We start from the raw sequence: 16,738 nt of genomic DNA on the forward strand, positions 1-16,738 counted from the left end.
GCATCCCTCTAGATGGGATATGGGTGTTCCACGGTCACGCCCTCCCTCTGCCCGAATCATCAAAGTACGAGTTCGGGGTGATGGGACATGTTCACCCAGCCATTCCGATCAAAGGCCTCGGCAAGGTGCCTGTCTGGTTGATAGCCGAGACCGCCTGCGACCACCTCCCACGAACCTTGGTGGTGGTTCCCGCTTTTAACGACATGCTGGGCTACGGGGATCTGCTTAGGATGAGGGAGAGGGGTCCCGTGTTTCCCAAGTGCATAGACCCCGAAGCGACGGATGTGCTCACGCTTGAAGGCGGCTACCTAGGGACCCTCTCCTATCTCTCTAGGGAGAAGGATTTATTATCACTCACCTGACGGGAACCGAAAGGGAAACTGTTGAGCGATTGGGATGTCATCATAGTGGGCGCGGGGCCGACCGGTCTCTTCGCCGCCATGGAGATAAAGAGGCTCGCTCCAGAGTCTAGCGTACTCGTGGTTGAACTTGGCAAGGATTTGGAGGGTAGAAAGTGTCCCTTAAAGAACATAGGGAAGTGCCTGGCCTGCCCTGTCTGCGACATAGTGTCAGGATTTGGGGGGGCAGGAACCTTCAGCGATGGCAAGCTCAACCTCACCAAGGACATAGGCGGTGACTTGGCCAGCGTCATAGGAGAAAAGGCTGTATGGGAGCTGATAGACTATGTAGATAGAGTATTCTTGGATTTAGGAGCTCCGAAGAAGGTGTATGGTGAGGATAGAGAAGCCATTGAGAGGCTAAAGAGCAAGGCACTGAGGGCCGGGCTCCTGTTGATCCCCTTCAGGATAAGGCACATGGGGAGCGATGGCGGCTACAAAGTCCTCATGAACTTTAGAAAGAGGCTCTTGGAGATGGGAGTCGTCTTCAGATTCGGTATCGCGGTCGACAGCATTCTAGTGGAGAACGGCGAGGTCAGGGGGGTGAAGCTATCCAATGGTGAGGAGCTCTTATCCAAGTACGTGGTTGTGGCCCCGGGCAGGGTGGGTGCTAGCTGGCTCGTCAGAGAGGCAAGGAGATTGGGCATAAAGGTGGAGGGTGGCAAGGTGGATCTCGGTGTTAGGGTAGAGGTGCCCTACGAGGTCATGGAGGAGTTCACCGAGGTTCTGTACGAGCCGAAGCTGATCTACTACAGCGAGACCTTCGATGACAGGGTGAGGGTCTTCTGCGTGAATCCGGGTGGGGAGGTAGTCACTGAATCCTATTGGGGAATTGTAACCGTGAATGGGGTAGCTAGGGAGAATTTCAAGACAGATAACACGAACTTCGCAGTTCTGGTCACGACCAAGTTCACGGAGCCCTATAAAGACACGATATCCTACGCCCTCAGCATAGCTAGGATGGCCAACAACATAGCGGGGAACCAGCCCATCATCCAGAGGTTCGGCGACCTCAAGAGGGGGAGGAGATCCACTCCATCCAGGTTGAGCCGCAGCGTAGTAAAGCCTACGCTCCCCTCAGCCATTCCCGGAGATTTGAGCTTCGTCCTTCCCTATCGCTACTTGAAGGATATACTGGAGATGCTGCATGCAATGAACGAGATAATGCCTGGGATAGCGTCAGATCATACCTTACTCTACGGCATAGAGGTGAAGCTCCACACGGCCAAGCTGGATCTCAAGGAGAATTTAGAGACCAAGGCCATTGAAGGGCTTTACGCGGGTGGCGATGGCGTCGGCGTCTCTAGGGGACTGGTCCAAGCATCTGCCTCGGGAGCGTGGATCGGGAGGGACATTGCCAAGAGACTCTCTCGTTGATAGGGGGTATGATCCCCTAGCCCTCTCGAGGATCGTCGAGGAGAAGGTTACTAAGCCTTCGTTGGAGGGGCAGCTCAGGAGATACTATAGATTCCGCCCCTCCAGATTTTACGGCGGCATCTTCACCGCCGATGCCGTTGGGTGCAACTTGAGATGTATCTTTTGCTGGAGCTTCCGCCATGCCGTCAATGCGGAATCAGGCAGGTTTTACTCAGCTAGAGAAGTGGCTAAGATCCTGATAGATGGAGCTAAGAGACGTGGATTCTCGAAGGTGAGGGTCAGCGGTGCTGAACCTACCATAGGGAGGGACCACCTCATCGAACTGATCGAGGAATTGGAGGGAAGTGGCCTCCTCTTCATATTAGAGACGAACGCCATACTCTTATCAGACAAGAGTTATGCTAGGGATCTGACGAGAGATCACGTTCATGTGAGGGTCTCTCTAAAGGGAACAACCCCTGATCAGTTCTCTAAACTGACGGGCGCCAAGAAGGAGGGGTTTTACCTTCAACTGGCTGGATTGAGGAACCTGTTGGAGAGCGGAGCCAGCGTACACGTATCAGCAGTGATAAGCTTTTCAAAAGAGGAAGAGGTCTCTCAACTTCTAGAGAGGCTTAGGGAGCTAGATCCAGTTCTAGAAAGGGGTTTCGAGCCTGAGCTAGTGGTTTTGTATCCCAGCGTCAGGGAGAGGTTAAGAAAGGCAAGGATAACTCCGGAAATCGCCGTTATGCCAGATGGTTCGTTAGTTAGCGGGAAAATTTGAAAAAAGAGGACGGCCTAGATATTGTTTATTAGTTATACGTTCTTTTTATATCGCAGGATCAAATTGCCGCTAGGAATGAGGGAGGAAAGGGCGTTCAGAAGAGCATATATTCGCTATCTGAGAACGCTGGAGGAAATGAATTTTGAGAATCCAGAGGACATAGCTTCTATATTAGCGACCGCCGAACTCCTCATCTCATCAAAGAGAGCGAAGATCAGAGCATAGGTCCCCAAGCGAGCAGGTCGTTCAGGCCCCTTGGTTTAAGTCCCTTGGGAGGTTTCCCGAGCTCGAAGCTCATCCTGACCAAAAGCTCTCCTCCTTCCCTAGATACCTCCAAGGCCACCCTCCTAGCCTTCAGGTCCCTCCTCACCTTAGATAGAGCGCTAGTGAAGTCTCCTTCTGGTGCTTTGAGTATGACCTCCACCCGTCCTCTGTCTATCCTCCAGTAGAGCACTTTGAATCCCATAGATTCGAGCGAGAAAATGGATGATTCGACCAAGCTGGCCATATCTACCTCCACATATATCTGAAGGGAAGGATATGTAAACATTGTTGCCAAAAATGTTCTAGAACGTTTCAATACGTTCCAAAAAAGAAGAGAGGAGGTTTTATCATATGGGAAGCTCAGAACTTGGCCTTTATCTCCTCTGCCACCTTCTTGGCCTTGCTCAGCACATCGGTGTAGAGGTTATTGCCGTGGGAATCTATGGCGACCATGGTGGGACCAAAGTTCTCGACTTCAACGACCCACATCGCCTCGGGCGTACCCAGATCCAGCCAGTGAACGTCAACTACTCTTTTCACCGCACTGGTAGCCACAGCCGAAGTTCCACCGGGATAGGCCAAGTAGGCGGCGCCATACTCCTTCATTCCCTGCGTGGTCCTCTCGAACATTCCTCCCTTACCTATTATCAGCCTCACCTTGAACTCCCTGATGAAGTCAGCCTCGACGCTCTCCATCCTGGCGCTGGTCGTCGGGCCAAACCCGAATATCCTCCACTCGTCATCTATCTTCTTGACTATGGGGCCGCAGTGATAGAGGGCCATTCCCTCCAAGTCAACCGGGACCTTGTCCTTCTCTCCCTTAGCTGCAAGCTCCAAGGCCCTTCTGTGTACCTGATCCCTCCCGGTTATAATTATCCCGTCTAGGTAGACGATATCGCCAACCTTGAGCTTCCTAACATCCTCCTCAGATACAGGAGTCTCCAACCTGTACTCGGCCATAAGATCACCTCCTCACGGGGGAACCAGCAACTTCATGTTCCCGTTGCTGTCAAACACTGCCTCGGATCTCCTGAACGCCCAGCACTGAGTGTTTATTCCAACGGGAAGGCTGGCTGGATGCTTGTGAGCCCACTCTATCTTGACGCCTAAAGCGTAGGTCTTCCCTCCCAAGCCCATGGGCCCCAGCCCGAGGGAGTTTATCTTCTCCAGCAGTTCCTGCTCTATTTCAGCCAGCTTGGGGTCAGGGTTGGGCTCGTCAAGCCTCCTGAAGGTCGCCTTCTTAGCGAGCTTCAGGGCCATGTCCGCGCTGCCGCCCACGCCAACGCCCACCACTATGGGTGGGCAGGGCTTCGGACCGGCATCAACCATCGCATCTATGACTGCCCTCTTTATTCCCTTCAAACCCAGAACCGGGCTCAGCATGTAAAGCTTGGATGTGTTCTCACTCCCTCCTCCCTTAGCTAGGTAGATTACCTTCATCTCCGAACCCGGAACCAGCTCCAAGTGGATGATCGGCACGTACCTCCCGGTGTTGTCACCGGAGTTCTTATAGGTCCATGGATCTACCGCGTTGGGCCTGAGGGGGATCTCGCCCGTGGCGATCCTGACCGCTTCCTCTATTAAGGGCCTGAGTTCAGATTTCAGCGGAAAGTCCTCTCCCAGCTCAATGAAGAAGGTCGGAGTTCCAGTATCCTGACACATAGGGAGCTTGGTCTTCCCGGAGACCTCTATGTTCCTGAGGATTGCCTCCAAGTTGGCCTTGGCCACAGGGTTGTCTTCAATCTCATATGCCCTCTGAAGGGCCTCCTTTACATCTCTTGGGACGTTAAAAGCAGCCTCCCTCATCATGGTCACGATACCACTCTTGATGGATTCCTTCAAATCCGGCATAGGGGAAACCCCCGCCAAGGGAGCGGGAGGCAAATTATTTAACACTTTGTGAACGCCGTCATGTCCCTGTAAAGGAAAAATAGTGAGGAAAGACCTCCTCTAGGAGAGATAATCCTTCAGAAGGGATCCCAGCTTCCTTATGCCCTCTTCAATCACCTCAGGCTCCATGTAGGAATAGCTCAGTCTAAGGGCGTTGGTCGGGCTGTTCGATGCATCCACCAAGTCTCCGCTCTCGGGATGGAATATGTATCCCTTAAGCGGGTAGAAGGCCTGTCCGGGAACGTACAGCACATCGTTGGGTATGGCTACCTCCTCCAAGAACTTCTTGGAGTCGAAATCTTTCTTAAGAGCCTCCCACCATATGAAGAACCCGCCGGTGGGATCAGTCCTCTCGCCATCCGGGAAGTCCTCGTCTATCGCCTTTGCCATGGCCTCGTACCTCTTCCTGTAACCTTCCCTCACCCTCTCTATGAACTGTGAGAAATACCTCTCGTAGTACACTTTGGCGATCTTCTGGGTTATTGTGGGGGTGCAGAGGTCGTTGTAGCCCTTGGCCTTGACGACCTCTTCTCTTACCTCTGGAGGCATGAGGTTGTACCCGACCCTGAGCACAGCGACCTCCTTGCTGGTGGTTCTCATGTATATTACGGTGCTCCCATCCTCGTCGAGGGCTCTTATGGGCTTGAGTCTCTCCCCTCTAAACTGTATCTCCCTGTAGGCCGCGTCCTCTACCAAATACAGCCCCTTATCCTTCGCAACATCTAGGAGAGCTCTCCTCCTGTTCTCCGGCATTGTCGTTCCGGACGGGTTGTCAGAATCGGCCACTACATATATTAGCTTGGGTTTCCTCCCGAACTTGTTGATGGCCCTATCTATAGCCTTGTCCACGTACTCCGGGATCATCCCCTGCTTATCTCCAGGTACGGCTATCACTTGCCCCCTGAACTTGGTAACCACGTTCACAAATCCGAGGTAGACGGGAGCGGGTACTATCACCAGATCATCTGGGTTGAGTAGGACGTCCAGTACCAGATGGATGGATTGCTGTGAACCTGTGGTTATCAGGACCTCCTTCCATCCCTCCTCGGGGTCTAGATCTATACCGTCCCTCTCCCTCATCATGTTGGCCATTACCTTCCTTACCTCTGGAAGGCCGTCGGTCGGTCCGTAGTTGTAGTCCTCTATCACCTCGACCTCCCTTCCGGAAAATATGCTCTCAAGCTCTTGGAGGGCCAAGGTGTTTAGTATCATCGGAAAGGCACCGAGGGGTAGGACTCCCGGTTTGCCCCCAGCGAAATAGTACCTCACCTTATACTTCAGTAACCTCCTTATCTCTGACTCTGGGATGAGCCTAGTCCAAGCTGAGAATTCGACCTTAGGTCCAGTCAAATGATCACCTTGCTTCTTTCCAAGAGGAAAATTTAACGATTGTTGGGGCGATAGGTTCGATATCCAATTTAATTTGTTAAATTTCTTATCTCATAAGGTAAGATGTAATGAAAAAGAGTGCGGTGTAGGGGGCGTTACCTCCTCCTGATCAGCAGGAAGGTTGCCAGTAGAAGTACAATTACAATTATTCCCAGTGCTACTGTGAGAGAGCTTAAGCTGCGCGGCTTGGTCATAGTCTTGGTGATTGTTATCGCTGTTTTACTTGTGGGTTGCGGGGTTAACGAATCTCCCTGAGGTCCGCTAGTCGATCCAGTTCCCGTCTCCGTGAACTCTGTGGTAGATGTCTCAATGGTTGACTGAGTAGTTGTTCCGATCTCGGATGTCTGTGTTGGAGGTGTTCCAGTTTCGGTTTGAGACTCAGGAGTTGATGTGGTCTCAGTTTCCTTTTCTCCTGAAACGGTGACGGTGAGGTTGATCCTCCCCCATTCGACCACATCCGACCCATATCCGAAGGTATCAGGATAGAACTCTATCACATACTTCCCTAGGGGTTCGTATTTGCCAGCTTCCACCTTTACATTGGCGGAGAACCCTAGTTCCTTGATATAATTGGATATAGTAATCTTGAGCGGACCCACTTTTAGACCCGGGGCCTCCACAACCCTGTATCCAAGTCCAACACTTCCAAGGAAGGTTCCGCTTTCCATTAGAGTTACTTCAGCACTCCCTCCCCTTTCTAGAGTTACCTTATCCTTAGATATGTTCAGAATCGCTGTTGGTTTGACGAACTCGACGTAAAGTGTAGGGACATATTTGCTCTTGTGCTCCCTAGCAGCACCTTCACTGCTGTAGAAGTCGACATATAAACCCATGTGCGACGATGATCCGAAATCTGAGACTTCCACCTTGCCGACATCCGGTCTTATTATCAATCTGTAGTCCTCTATTTGGCCACTCAGGTCCCTCCTAACGTAGTCCGCTACCAAGAAACCGACGGACCTTCCTTCGGAGAGGGTCTCGTCTATCCTAATCTTAGTAAGATAGTCTGGTTCGGCGTATCCTCCAGGGGTCTTCCATCGAGCCCTGCTAGTCCTGTAAATCCATGTAGTCTCCGTGTCATTGAACTTCTCCCTTAGAACATAAAGTAGAAGTTTTAGACCGCCCTCAGGAGGTTCCTTAACGTAAAGCCAGAGCCTAGCAAGCTTTATTTCAGCTCCAAGCGGTATCTCGGATAGGTTGAACTTGATCAACGAGCTATAGGGGCCCTTAAGGATCACCTTATACTCTACATGAGAGAGAACGAAAGGATTTCTTTCTTTAATAGCTTCCATACCCACCCTGAGTTCACTTTCATTGAACATCCTACAATCCCTACATTCCTTGTAAATGTAGGTATCGCTCGTGGGTTTCAGATACAGTTTGGCATCCTCTAGTGAGGAAAGCGCGTATAACGGAGAAAGTAAGAACAGAAACGCCAGAAGAGAAAGCCAATATTACATAGCTAGATCTCATGAGCGTGCATCAGCTCCAACTAGATTTTGCTTTAACAATTATTTAAATTATCATCAAGTTAAAATTTCAAGCGAGCGCAATCACTGAGACAGATTGGTTAATGCGACTGAATGAAAGCATACAGTACAGCATTATTAAATGATATAATTTCACTTCTTTTTATAGGTATGTGTATAAGAAGAGAGTGGATAGGATTATAGCGTGAGAAACTGATTTTGTGTATTGTAATAAAATATTGAAGTTAGGTGGGACCTTACCACCTAGGCCTGCCCCTGTAGCTGTTATCCCTTCCGTACCCTCCGTAGCTCCTCCTTCTCCTAGGAGGCCTGTAATCCTCGGGGGCCTCTGGAACATCCTCTGGTATCTGATCAGCTGGAACAACGTCTGAATTTTCTGCCTCGGCTATGCTGCCTAGGTTACCCAAGTTAAGCTGTACCTTTCCCCTATAGACGGTGGTGAAGGCATTCTGGAGCTCAACAACCTGTCCCTCGGACAGCTTTCCAGCGTGGTCTCCCCACAAAGTCAAGGTGACCCTACCGGTCTCATCCCCAACAGTAGCCTCCGAAAGAGTTCGGGGGCCCTTCCTAGTCTCTACAACGCGGGGTTCGCCCGCTTCGATGACCCGGACCTTCACGTTGACGCTATTATCTCCGGGTCTTAGCTCGGATACTTTCTTGCTGGTCGACATACTACTCGCCTCAGGAGGCGTTGGCCTAGCTCCTTTGATGGCTTTATAAACATTCCCATCCGACACGATATTCCATTAATCGGAATAATCTTTCCGTTGACGAGGCCTCGTTATCCTTACGTAGCTGCAACCACCATCTTTTTCCAAAAATTAGTTAATATATGCGGAGTTTTATTTATTAGAATTTTATATACCGTCTGTCATGGAAAAAATAGAAAGCATTTTATTCGAAGTCTGTGATATACCATGTTTGGACCTAGCATGGAGGAGCGGGCGAGTGGAGTGGAGGTCAACGATCTGATCTACTTCCTGAGGAGGCTCCTTGGCAATCCACTAACTCGCTCGGTTATAAGGAGGTTAGGCCCTCCTAAGAACATCGTTAAGCTTCTGGGAATATACGCGGGAGTGGAGGAGCCTACTAACTTGAGGGAGAGGACCCTTTCCTCCACGCTCACTTTAATACTATCCAAGGCAGCGTCCAGATTCGGTGTAGAGGAGGAATCCCTGAGGAATGGTCTGAAAGATGCCTACATGAGGAGGGGAGTCGCCAACGTTCTCCTAGGCATAGCTTACTATGGTATCACCAGGCCCCAGAGACTTTACGCTCCCTTCATGGTCGTGTGGGACTTTACCAAGAGGTGCAATCTCAGGTGTAGGCACTGTTATGCTAACGCGGGACCCTTCCCAGCTCCTGATGAGCTCACCCTAGATAAGAAGCTCGAGGTGCTCAGGCAACTCGACGAGGCTGGAGTGGCCGCACTCTCCTTTTCTGGAGGGGAGCCTCTTATGAGCCCAGATTTCTGGATTGTGGCCAGAAAGGCGGCTGAAACCGGGATGTACGTCAGTGTGGCGACAAATGGGACCCTGATAAGGCCGGATGTCGCTGAGAGGTTGAAGCAGATAGGGGTGAGGTATGTCGAGGTGAGCCTAGATTCTCCGTACCCAGAGGACCACGACAGGTTCCGTGGGGTGAGGGGAGCATGGGAGAGGTCAGTGCAGGGCATCAAGAACGCGAAAAGCGCGGGTCTGGAGGTGGGCATCGCTACGACCGTCACTAAGATGAACTACAGGCAGCTCCCGGAGATGATAGAATTAGCGAAGGAGCTGAAGGTCGATCGCTTCATAGCCTTCAACTTCATACCGACTGGTAGAGGGAAGGAGATCGTTGAGATGGACCTGTCCCCGAGGGAGAGGTATGAAATACTTGAGTTACTTTACGAAGAGCTGACCTCAGGGGAACTACAAGCCTTCTCCACAAGTCCCATCTACGCCGTGGTCTCCTTGAAGGGAGTTGATAAAGGAGGAAAGCTCGCTCCAACTCACTTCGCCGACCTGAATATACCTGACGAGTACATGGCGGCCGGCTTCGCTCTCGGGGAGTTTCTGGGGGGATGCGGTGCAGGGAGGATATACTGCTCCATAGAGCATAACGGAGATATACAACCGTGCGTCTTCATGCCCATTGTCGTAGGCAACGTCCTGAGGGATGGTTTCCTAAACGTATGGCAGAACAACGAGCTGTTCAACAAGTTGAGGGATAGGGATTCCCATTACTGCTCCTTCTGCCCCTACAGGTACATATGTGGAGGATGCAGGGCGAGGGCGTATGCCTACTACGGAGATCCCCTTGGACCAGATCCCAGCTGCGAGTTCAACGAGAGGCTGTGGGAGGAATTGGTCTCTGAGGTCGAATCCGCTCATGAGGTGGGGATCCTCCAGAGATAACTGGATCTAGTCACTGAATGGGACTTTCTTTCCCTCTCTCTTTCTACCCGCATTTCTTGGCTAATCCAGCTGGGGGTGATATTATTGAAGTCCGAATCTGAATAAAAAGGAAGAGAGGGTTCAGGGCCAAATGCCCCTGATCTCCATGGCCTTGGCCACTCTGCCGACAGCGAGTACCAGAGCAGCAGTCCTCATGTCTATGTTCATTTCCTTGTGCTTGTTGTAGACATCCCTGAAGGCCTTGGTCATCTTGGCCCTGAGTTTCTGCCTGACGGTATCTATGTCCCACCACTCTCTAGTCCTAGCCTGCACCCACTCGAAGTAGCTGACGGTCACACCTCCGGCGTTGGCGAGGATATCGGGTATGACAAGCACGCCCTTCTGGAACAGTATCTCATCAGCCTCGGGCGTGGTCGGACCGTTAGCGGCCTCGGCCACTATCTTGGCCTTCACATTGTCAGCGTTCTCCTTAGTTATCACATTCTCTATGGCGGCAGGGATCAGTACATCCACATCAAGCTCGAGTAGCTTCTTGTTACCCTCTACAGGATCGGCAGCTATCGGGGTGGAGCCAGGGAAGTCCTTAACGCTGCCGGTCTTCTTCTTGTGCTCGAGCACGGCATCGGGATCGAGGCCGTCGGGGTTATAGATCGCACCCCTAGTGTCGCTCACGGCCACGACCTTCATACCGAGCTCGTGCATGAACTTGGCTGAGAAGTAGCCGGCGTTACCGTACCCCTGCACGGCAGCGGTGGCTCCCTTCGGATCTATACCGAGGACCTTGAGGGCCTCCTCGACGGTGTACTGCAGACCCCTAGCGGTGGCCTCCACCCTGCCCTCGCTGCCACCTACCTCGAGTGGTTTGCCGGTTATTATGCCGGGTTCGGGGTAGCCCTTGAGCATGCTGTAGGTGTCCATTATCCAAGCCATTTCCCTAGGTGAGGTGTACACGTCGGGAGCGGGGATGTCAGCGTCCACACTTATTATGGGAGCTATTGCGTAGGCGTATCTCCTAGTGAGCCTCTCCAGCTCGGCTAGGCTGAGCTTGTGGGGATCTACCTGGATTCCTCCCTTGGCACCGCCGAAGGGCACATCAACGACGGCGGTCTTCCAAGTCATCCACATGGCTAGGGCCTTGACTTCATTCACATCGGTGTTGGGGTGGTACCTTATACCTCCCTTGTGGGGCCCCCTAGCATCGTTGTGCTGGACCCTCCACCCGGTGAAGACCTTTATGGATCCGTCATCCATCTTGACGGGGAGGGCCACCTCGAGGACCCTCTTGGGCTTGGCCAAAATCGCATGTAGTCCGGGATCGAGATTCATAACCTTAGCAGCCTTATCAAGCTGCTTAAGGGCAACTTCCCATGGATTGAGTTCAGTAGACATAGGATATCCCCCCTTGAAGGGTCTTGGATATGAAGGTCCGAAAGCTATTAAATACTAAGGTCTTTAACATCACGATTCGAATTTCGCCTTTTGACATAAACTGTTATTTGTGATTCGGAGGCTCTAGCGGAGATGGAAGGAGTAATGATGGCTTATGCATCGTTGATCGTTGCGCTTTCTATTGTATGGGTTGCGTATGAAAGGTTCGGCTTCAGGGCTGTGTCCCTGTCCATTCCTTTGCTGGCTTCTTTCTCCTCGCTAATGCCCGAATCGATTCCGGTGATCATCGTAAGTTCTATAACGTCGTATTTAGTGGGGGAGCTGGCATACAGGAAATTCTTGTTCTATGGAATGAGGATGTTCTTTCTTCAGAGCATCATCAGCTCCGTCACCGTTCTCATTACGACTCTCAACTCCTTGAGTATCGAGTATCTCTTGATTTCCACGCTTCCTGGACTGTTATCCTATGACATACATACATCGCGAGAACCGGTATTGACAGCTGCTTTTTCGGCAATATTCTTTACTTTACAGCTGTTCGTGACCTCTATTTTAGTTAATTTTCTAAAGGTGTGAGGGGATCGAATGGGCGACCCGCCTTGGAGGATAGCTGATAAGAGGATCTCCGTCCAAGGGACTAGGGGGAAGACAAGCTTATCCATTTCGTTGCACAGTGAGGTAGTCTACAGGGAGAAGACCTCCTTCTGCAAGGTCACTGGTACGCTTCCTCTCCTTTGTATCGGGAAGGACGTCAAGATCCTGAGGCGTAGAGGATCCACTAGGCTTTATGAGAACCTCCTTAACGTCCCACATTCGGATTATTGCGTTCTAGAGAATCAGGGGGTGTCCCCCTACACGATGAGGGTGTTCAACGATCTCTTTGTTAAACCACAAATCGTTGCTGTGACCAATGTAAGGCTAGATCACGTGGAGGAGATGGGCAGGACTAGGGAGAAAATAGCTAGATCCATTGCCTCTTCCTTTGGAGAAGCAGAAATAGTGTTCAGTGGTGAGATGAACGACCACTTAAATGATATAATGAGTAGAAAAGCTAAGAAGCTCGTAAGGGTCAGACCTGCTCACCCCCACCTGCCGGGTGCTGAGATCCCCGCTCTTCTGAACGAAATCTTGGAATTTCTCGGGTTAGGAAGTGCGAACATCGATGCTTATCTTGAGGCAATCAGGAAGAAGCTTAGGTGGAGGGAGATTAACGGGATAGTTTATTTCAACGCATCTAAAGTTAATGATCCGGATAGCGCGACCCTTTTGGTGAGATGGTTAGGTGAAAGACCTTTCATCTTCATTCAGCTCAGAAGGGACAGACCCGGGAGGACGTGGGCCTTTCTCAAAATGATGAGGGAGAGATGGGTCGACTATTCTAAGGTTGCCGTGGCTGGAGAGTGGTCATACGAGTTTTCCAAGAGAGTCGGAGGGATGTACCTCCCCGACTCCTGCGAAGGGACGGACCTTCTCCTAGATGAGGTCAGAAGGAGTGGATCCCCTCTATTCATAACGGGAAATAGGAGGGGTAGTTTAGTGAGGTGCTTGCTCCCCAGACTAGGTGTCAAGGACGAAGTTCCCACGTTGATGGGAAAAAGTGGGGATGGGGTACTCAGTCTCCCTTAGCGAGGGAGGCCCTTATGCTCTCGATCTTCTTCCTCGACAGCGGTAGCTCTGGCTTCTCTGGAAGTATTCCTTGAGGTCTGAATAGAGCAATTGCGATTATTATGACGCCTATCAGGAGGTATTCAAGCCAATTTGGATTTATTGGTATGAATGCTGTCAGTTCGGTCTTGTATGCATAGATCAGACTTCTGACAGTGGAGAATACCAAGGTACCGAGGACTATCCCGAGGTTATTTCCGGTGCCTCCTAACATCATGAACGCCCAAGGCCAGAAGGTCCAAGTAAGCCTGTTGTAGGTGAGGGCTTTGAAGCTTCCGGTGTAAAGGGTCCAGAGGGCTCCTCCCATCCCAGCAAGCGCGCCTCCTATGATTAAGGTCTTGGCCCTCAAATTTACAATGTCCTTGCCGTATACCTTAGCAGCGAGCTCATTATCTCTCATAGCCTTGAGGGCCCTGCCGAAGGGCGATCTAGCTAAACTTTGGACATACAAGTATACCAAGATAGCTATACCCAGTATTATCAATGTGCTGCTGAGGAACCTTATCTCTCCTGTCCCCACGAACCTGAAGACGTCGGGAACTACTATTCCCGCCGTTCCACCTGCTAAGGGATCGTAATACATTCCCACTATTTGGAGTGCGTCGCCAAAAGCCAACAAGGTAATGCCTAAGTAGGCTTCTTTCAACCTTATCGCTGGATAGGATGCTAGATAGCCCATTATACCTCCCATTACCGCCGCTACAGCCAAGCTCAGAATGAGAGCCCCTATCGATAGGAGAGGATTTGATTCCAAGGCTTTATTCAACTCTCCTACAATCACGAAGTTCTGATCCCCTACGTATTCGATACCTGCGGGTAATCCCATCATCGCTGCCATCATCCTTCCCGCTATCGCACCTGCACCTATAGCCCCAGCTATGACTGCTAACACCCTACCGAACTGTGGAATGCCCGCAAATCCGGTTTCTAAGTTGAGGCTTAAGGTAACTATGAGGAATACAGCCATGTTTACTAGGATACTCAGTACAAGAGGGTTGTAGAGGTACTCGAGTATGCCCTCCATCATAACTATCACCTCCTGCTAGATTTCGATCTCGAGAAGATCCTCCTCCAATCTATGCCAGCGAGACCCTCTGGGTAGAGCAGAAGCGTCGCAGCCATTATGAGCAGAGGTATGATGGGCTCGTAAACCACTATGTTGCCTCCCAGTACGCTTCCCAACCAGTTTATTATCAGCTTCTGACTGAGACCAATTAGGAATCCTCCAACTAGCCCACCGTATATCGAGTAGAGGCCTCCTACTATTGATGCGGCGAATTCTGGTACGATCACAGTGTTCCCGACGGTAGGTGTACCGCTGATCACAAGAGACAATATGGCTCCACCCAGCCCAGCCATCGCTCCTCCCATGAACCACGCGAAGAGGTAAATAGTTTCCGTATTTATCCCCAGTATCGAGGCTAGAGCCGGATTCTCTACCGTTATCCTGAAGGCTATTCCGAACTTGGTTCTGTTCAGGAGTAGGTAGAAGAATAGGGCCATCCCCACGACTATCACGACCGAGATTATCGTTATTGCCTTAAAAGGGAAGGTACCTATCTTACCTAATATTATATCCTCAGTGGTCAAGACGATCAATCTTGTGTTGACCTTATATGTGGCTGTCAGGTAGTCCGCGAATATGTTAATGAATGCAAAGAAGGCGAGATCGACGCCCAGTGTCGACATCATTAGGGTGACCATGTCAGCCCCTCTCTTCAATAGCCACCTGTTTACTACTAGATAGGTGATGACTCCCAGAAGACCGGAGAATATGAATGCCACTGGGAAGTATAAGTAGGGATTCCCCCCTAGCAGAACCTTGTACAATGAGAATACTATGTAGAATCCCCATGCAGTCATAGAGGCATGAGCGAAATTGAAGGTGCCTGTGGTCATATATATTAGAGTTATTCCAGCGGCAGCCAAGGCCAGCCCGCCTGAGAAGCCTATTGCTGTCATAAGGATCTGTACTATCGGCCCAGCGAGAATCTGCATTAGGATCACCCCAACTTAACCCACTCTTCTCAACTCCCTTCAGGATTGTTAAAAACATAATTGCTGTAGGCTGCGCCGAGGGCGCATCCGGGTCCCTTTGCAGAGATTGGGTGAATTGAAGCTGAGCTTCTCTTATCGACTTCAAGCCTCCCTAGATACAATTACTGTCAAAGGGAGCACCTCTCTTCAATATAATTCGCCATGTCCAATAGCTTATTGCTGCTATGCGGCCATAATCATTTTAAAATAAAAGGGATGATATGACCCTCAGCGGGGTTTAAACCCCGAGGTGATGAATATGTCAGACAAGACAGCATACGCCCTCATGTTGATACTCCTGATTATAGGGATAGGCATCGGATGGGCTGCAGGTGGGGCAGGAGGAGGCGTTAAGACCGTCACCACGACTGTAACCGCTGGAGCTCCTGGAGCTAAGACTGTAACCATAACCCAGACGATAACTAAGGCAGGAGCAGCTGCCGCAGGGCTCAAGGGTGAGGTCCCGATAGGGGCCTTGCTGGCCCTCACCGGTGGTCTCTCCTCATACGGAGAGAACAGCAAGGCCGCTCTTGAGTTGGCCGAGAAGGAGATAAATGACTGGCTCGCTGCTAGGGGAGAGGACTGGCGCATAAAAGTGTACTATGAGGACACTGCAACCGATCCAAAGACCGCACTGGATAAGGTGCAGGCTCTCCACTCTAGGGGAGTCAAGATATTCATAGGGCCTATGAGCAGTGCCGAGGTCAAGGAACTCAAGAACTATGTGGACTCCAACAAACTGCTCCTGATATCTCAGTCCTCCACGTCTCCGAGGCTCGCCATATCCGGAGATATGATCTACAGGTACTGTCCTACCGATGAGATACAGGGTCCTGCTAGTGCTACGGCTCTCTATCAGCTGGGAGTTAGGTACCTGGTACAAGTCTGGAGGGGTGATGAGTGGGGAACTGCTTTAGCTGAGAAGATAGATGAGGAGTTCGATAAGATACTGAAGGCCCACGGTGAGACCGGAGAGATTTGGGGCGCCAAGAACGGCAAGGGTATAAGGTATGATCCTCAGGCTACTGAGTTCTCCGCCGTAGTGTCGCAGCTCGATTCCATAGTGAGCCAGTTAATTCAGAAGTATGGGGCTGACAAGGTGGGCGTCTCCTTCATAGGATTCAACGAATACGTGCAGTTCGCCGCCGTGGCTGCTCAGTACGACTCACTCAAGAAGGTTCCTTGGGTCGGATCCGACGGAACCGCTCTGCTCAGCGAGATAACTGACAACTCTGATGCGGCTAAGTTCGCCTACGAGACCAAGTTCGTGAGTCCCATATTCGGAGCCGCTACCAAGATCAAGGAGAAGGTGAAGAACTATGTGATGAAGACCCTAGGAAGGGAGCCCGATAGCTATGCCTACGCTGCTTACGATGCCCTGTGGACGGTCGCCGTGGCACTTGACTTGGTGGACTCCTATGACCCGGTCGCCGTTGCTAAGGCGCTGCCTACCATAGGGGAGCACTGGTACGGTGCCTCCGGTATAATAGTGCTCAATGAGAACGGAGACAGGGCTAGCGCCGACTACTTCTTCTACATGCCTACCCAAGAAGGCGGCAAGTGGGTCTGGAAGCTCGCTGGTACCTACCACGCTGATTCTGGAAAGATAACTTGGAACGACTGGTTCCTCCAGCTCTTAGGCAAGAGCTAATCCCTCTCAAACCTTTTCTCCTTTTTTAC

Annotated in this window: 16 protein-coding genes; 7 read left to right on the plus strand and 9 right to left on the minus strand. The window is 51.1% G+C overall.

Annotated elements, in window-relative coordinates:
- The 3 genes from QI197_04940 to QI197_04950 form a co-directional block, all read left to right on the plus strand.
- Positions 1-362: hypothetical protein (locus tag QI197_04940; GenBank protein ID MDK2372705.1), on the plus strand; the 362-nt coding region annotated here is incomplete at its 5' end.
- A 21-nt stretch (positions 363-383) separates the two neighbouring features.
- Positions 384-1,775 carry an FAD-dependent oxidoreductase gene (locus tag QI197_04945; protein MDK2372706.1) on the plus strand — a complete coding sequence of 464 codons (1,392 nt, stop codon included), beginning with the start codon at positions 384-386 and terminating at the stop codon, positions 1,773-1,775.
- Positions 1,753-2,538 carry a radical SAM protein gene (locus QI197_04950; protein ID MDK2372707.1) on the plus strand — a complete coding sequence of 262 codons (786 nt, stop codon included), beginning with the start codon at positions 1,753-1,755 and terminating at the stop codon, positions 2,536-2,538. Before QI197_04945 ends, QI197_04950 begins: the two co-directional genes overlap by 23 nt.
- A gap of 214 nt (positions 2,539-2,752) precedes the next feature.
- Here QI197_04950 and QI197_04955 read toward each other — a convergent pair whose 3' ends face one another.
- From QI197_04955 to QI197_04980, 6 genes are all read right to left on the minus strand, one after another.
- A complete protein-coding gene (locus QI197_04955) occupies positions 2,753-3,046 on the minus strand; it encodes a hypothetical protein (protein ID MDK2372708.1) in 294 nt (97 codons plus the stop codon).
- Positions 3,047-3,162: 116 nt separating this feature from the next.
- Positions 3,163-3,762 (minus strand): FumA C-terminus/TtdB family hydratase beta subunit, encoded by a 600-nt coding sequence (locus tag QI197_04960; GenBank protein MDK2372709.1) that lies wholly within the window; start codon positions 3,760-3,762, stop codon positions 3,163-3,165.
- Between the two features lie 12 nt (positions 3,763-3,774).
- Positions 3,775-4,653, minus strand: a complete 879-nt coding sequence (locus tag QI197_04965) for a fumarate hydratase (protein MDK2372710.1) — start codon at positions 4,651-4,653, stop codon at positions 3,775-3,777.
- Between the two features lie 99 nt (positions 4,654-4,752).
- Positions 4,753-6,042 (minus strand): PLP-dependent aminotransferase family protein, encoded by a 1,290-nt coding sequence (locus tag QI197_04970; GenBank protein ID MDK2372711.1) that lies wholly within the window; start codon positions 6,040-6,042, stop codon positions 4,753-4,755.
- A 134-nt stretch (positions 6,043-6,176) separates the two neighbouring features.
- The gene (locus tag QI197_04975) at positions 6,177-7,292 is read right to left on the minus strand and encodes a hypothetical protein (GenBank protein MDK2372712.1); all 1,116 of its coding nucleotides are present in this window, start codon (positions 7,290-7,292) and stop codon (positions 6,177-6,179) included.
- Positions 7,293-7,807: 515 nt separating this feature from the next.
- Positions 7,808-8,242, minus strand: a complete 435-nt coding sequence (locus QI197_04980) for a single-stranded DNA-binding protein (protein ID MDK2372713.1) — start codon at positions 8,240-8,242, stop codon at positions 7,808-7,810.
- A gap of 261 nt (positions 8,243-8,503) precedes the next feature.
- Between QI197_04980 and QI197_04985 the strand changes: the two genes are divergently transcribed.
- Positions 8,504-9,967: a radical SAM protein gene (locus QI197_04985; GenBank protein ID MDK2372714.1), complete on the plus strand. Its 1,464-nt coding sequence runs from the start codon at positions 8,504-8,506 to the stop codon at positions 9,965-9,967.
- A gap of 120 nt (positions 9,968-10,087) precedes the next feature.
- Here QI197_04985 and QI197_04990 read toward each other — a convergent pair whose 3' ends face one another.
- Positions 10,088-11,356 carry a Glu/Leu/Phe/Val dehydrogenase gene (locus QI197_04990; GenBank protein MDK2372715.1) on the minus strand — a complete coding sequence of 423 codons (1,269 nt, stop codon included), beginning with the start codon at positions 11,354-11,356 and terminating at the stop codon, positions 10,088-10,090.
- Positions 11,357-11,503: 147 nt separating this feature from the next.
- Between QI197_04990 and QI197_04995 the strand changes: the two genes are divergently transcribed.
- Both QI197_04995 and QI197_05000 read left to right on the plus strand, forming a co-directional pair.
- Entirely contained in the window at positions 11,504-11,932 is a 429-nt protein-coding gene (locus tag QI197_04995) for a hypothetical protein (GenBank protein MDK2372716.1), read from the plus strand.
- Between the two features lie 9 nt (positions 11,933-11,941).
- Positions 11,942-12,982 carry a Mur ligase family protein gene (locus QI197_05000; GenBank protein ID MDK2372717.1) on the plus strand — a complete coding sequence of 347 codons (1,041 nt, stop codon included), beginning with the start codon at positions 11,942-11,944 and terminating at the stop codon, positions 12,980-12,982.
- Here the strand turns inward: QI197_05000 and QI197_05005 are convergent.
- Together QI197_05005 and QI197_05010 are read right to left on the minus strand one after the other, a co-directional pair.
- Complete coding sequence (locus QI197_05005) at positions 12,969-14,048, minus strand: branched-chain amino acid ABC transporter permease (GenBank protein MDK2372718.1); 1,080 nt, start codon at positions 14,046-14,048, stop codon at positions 12,969-12,971. The genes QI197_05000 and QI197_05005 overlap by 14 nt on opposite strands.
- A gap of 5 nt (positions 14,049-14,053) precedes the next feature.
- Entirely contained in the window at positions 14,054-15,019 is a 966-nt protein-coding gene (locus QI197_05010) for a branched-chain amino acid ABC transporter permease (protein ID MDK2372719.1), read from the minus strand.
- 298 nt (positions 15,020-15,317) lie between these two features.
- Here QI197_05010 and QI197_05015 point away from each other — a divergent pair, with 298 nt between their 5' ends.
- A complete protein-coding gene (locus tag QI197_05015; GenBank protein MDK2372720.1) occupies positions 15,318-16,709 on the plus strand; it encodes an ABC transporter substrate-binding protein in 1,392 nt (463 codons plus the stop codon).
- Positions 16,710-16,738: the final 29 nt, after the last annotated feature.

It is taken from the genome of Thermoproteota archaeon (genome assembly GCA_030130125.1).
In the GTDB taxonomy this organism is placed as follows: domain Archaea; phylum Korarchaeota; class Korarchaeia; order Korarchaeales; family Korarchaeaceae; genus Korarchaeum.

Bases quoted from the DNA above. Each gene is read 5' to 3' on its own strand.
- QI197_05010 (MDK2372719.1), bottom strand. From the start codon at position 15,019: ATGCAGATTCTCGCTGGGCCGATAGTACAGATCCTTATGACAGCAATA.
- QI197_04965 (MDK2372710.1), bottom strand. From the start codon at position 4,653: ATGCCGGATTTGAAGGAATCCATCAAGAGTGGTATCGTGACCATGATG.
- QI197_05000 (MDK2372717.1), top strand. From the start codon at position 11,942: ATGGGCGACCCGCCTTGGAGGATAGCTGATAAGAGGATCTCCGTCCAA.
- QI197_04980 (MDK2372713.1), bottom strand. From the start codon at position 8,242: ATGTCGACCAGCAAGAAAGTATCCGAGCTAAGACCCGGAGATAATAGC.
- QI197_04995 (MDK2372716.1), top strand. From the start codon at position 11,504: ATGGCTTATGCATCGTTGATCGTTGCGCTTTCTATTGTATGGGTTGCG.
- QI197_04955 (MDK2372708.1), bottom strand. From the start codon at position 3,046: ATGGCCAGCTTGGTCGAATCATCCATTTTCTCGCTCGAATCTATGGGA.
- QI197_04990 (MDK2372715.1), bottom strand. From the start codon at position 11,356: ATGTCTACTGAACTCAATCCATGGGAAGTTGCCCTTAAGCAGCTTGAT.
- QI197_04960 (MDK2372709.1), bottom strand. From the start codon at position 3,762: ATGGCCGAGTACAGGTTGGAGACTCCTGTATCTGAGGAGGATGTTAGG.
- QI197_05005 (MDK2372718.1), bottom strand. From the start codon at position 14,048: ATGATGGAGGGCATACTCGAGTACCTCTACAACCCTCTTGTACTGAGT.
- QI197_04985 (MDK2372714.1), top strand. From the start codon at position 8,504: ATGGAGGAGCGGGCGAGTGGAGTGGAGGTCAACGATCTGATCTACTTC.
- QI197_05015 (MDK2372720.1), top strand. From the start codon at position 15,318: ATGTCAGACAAGACAGCATACGCCCTCATGTTGATACTCCTGATTATA.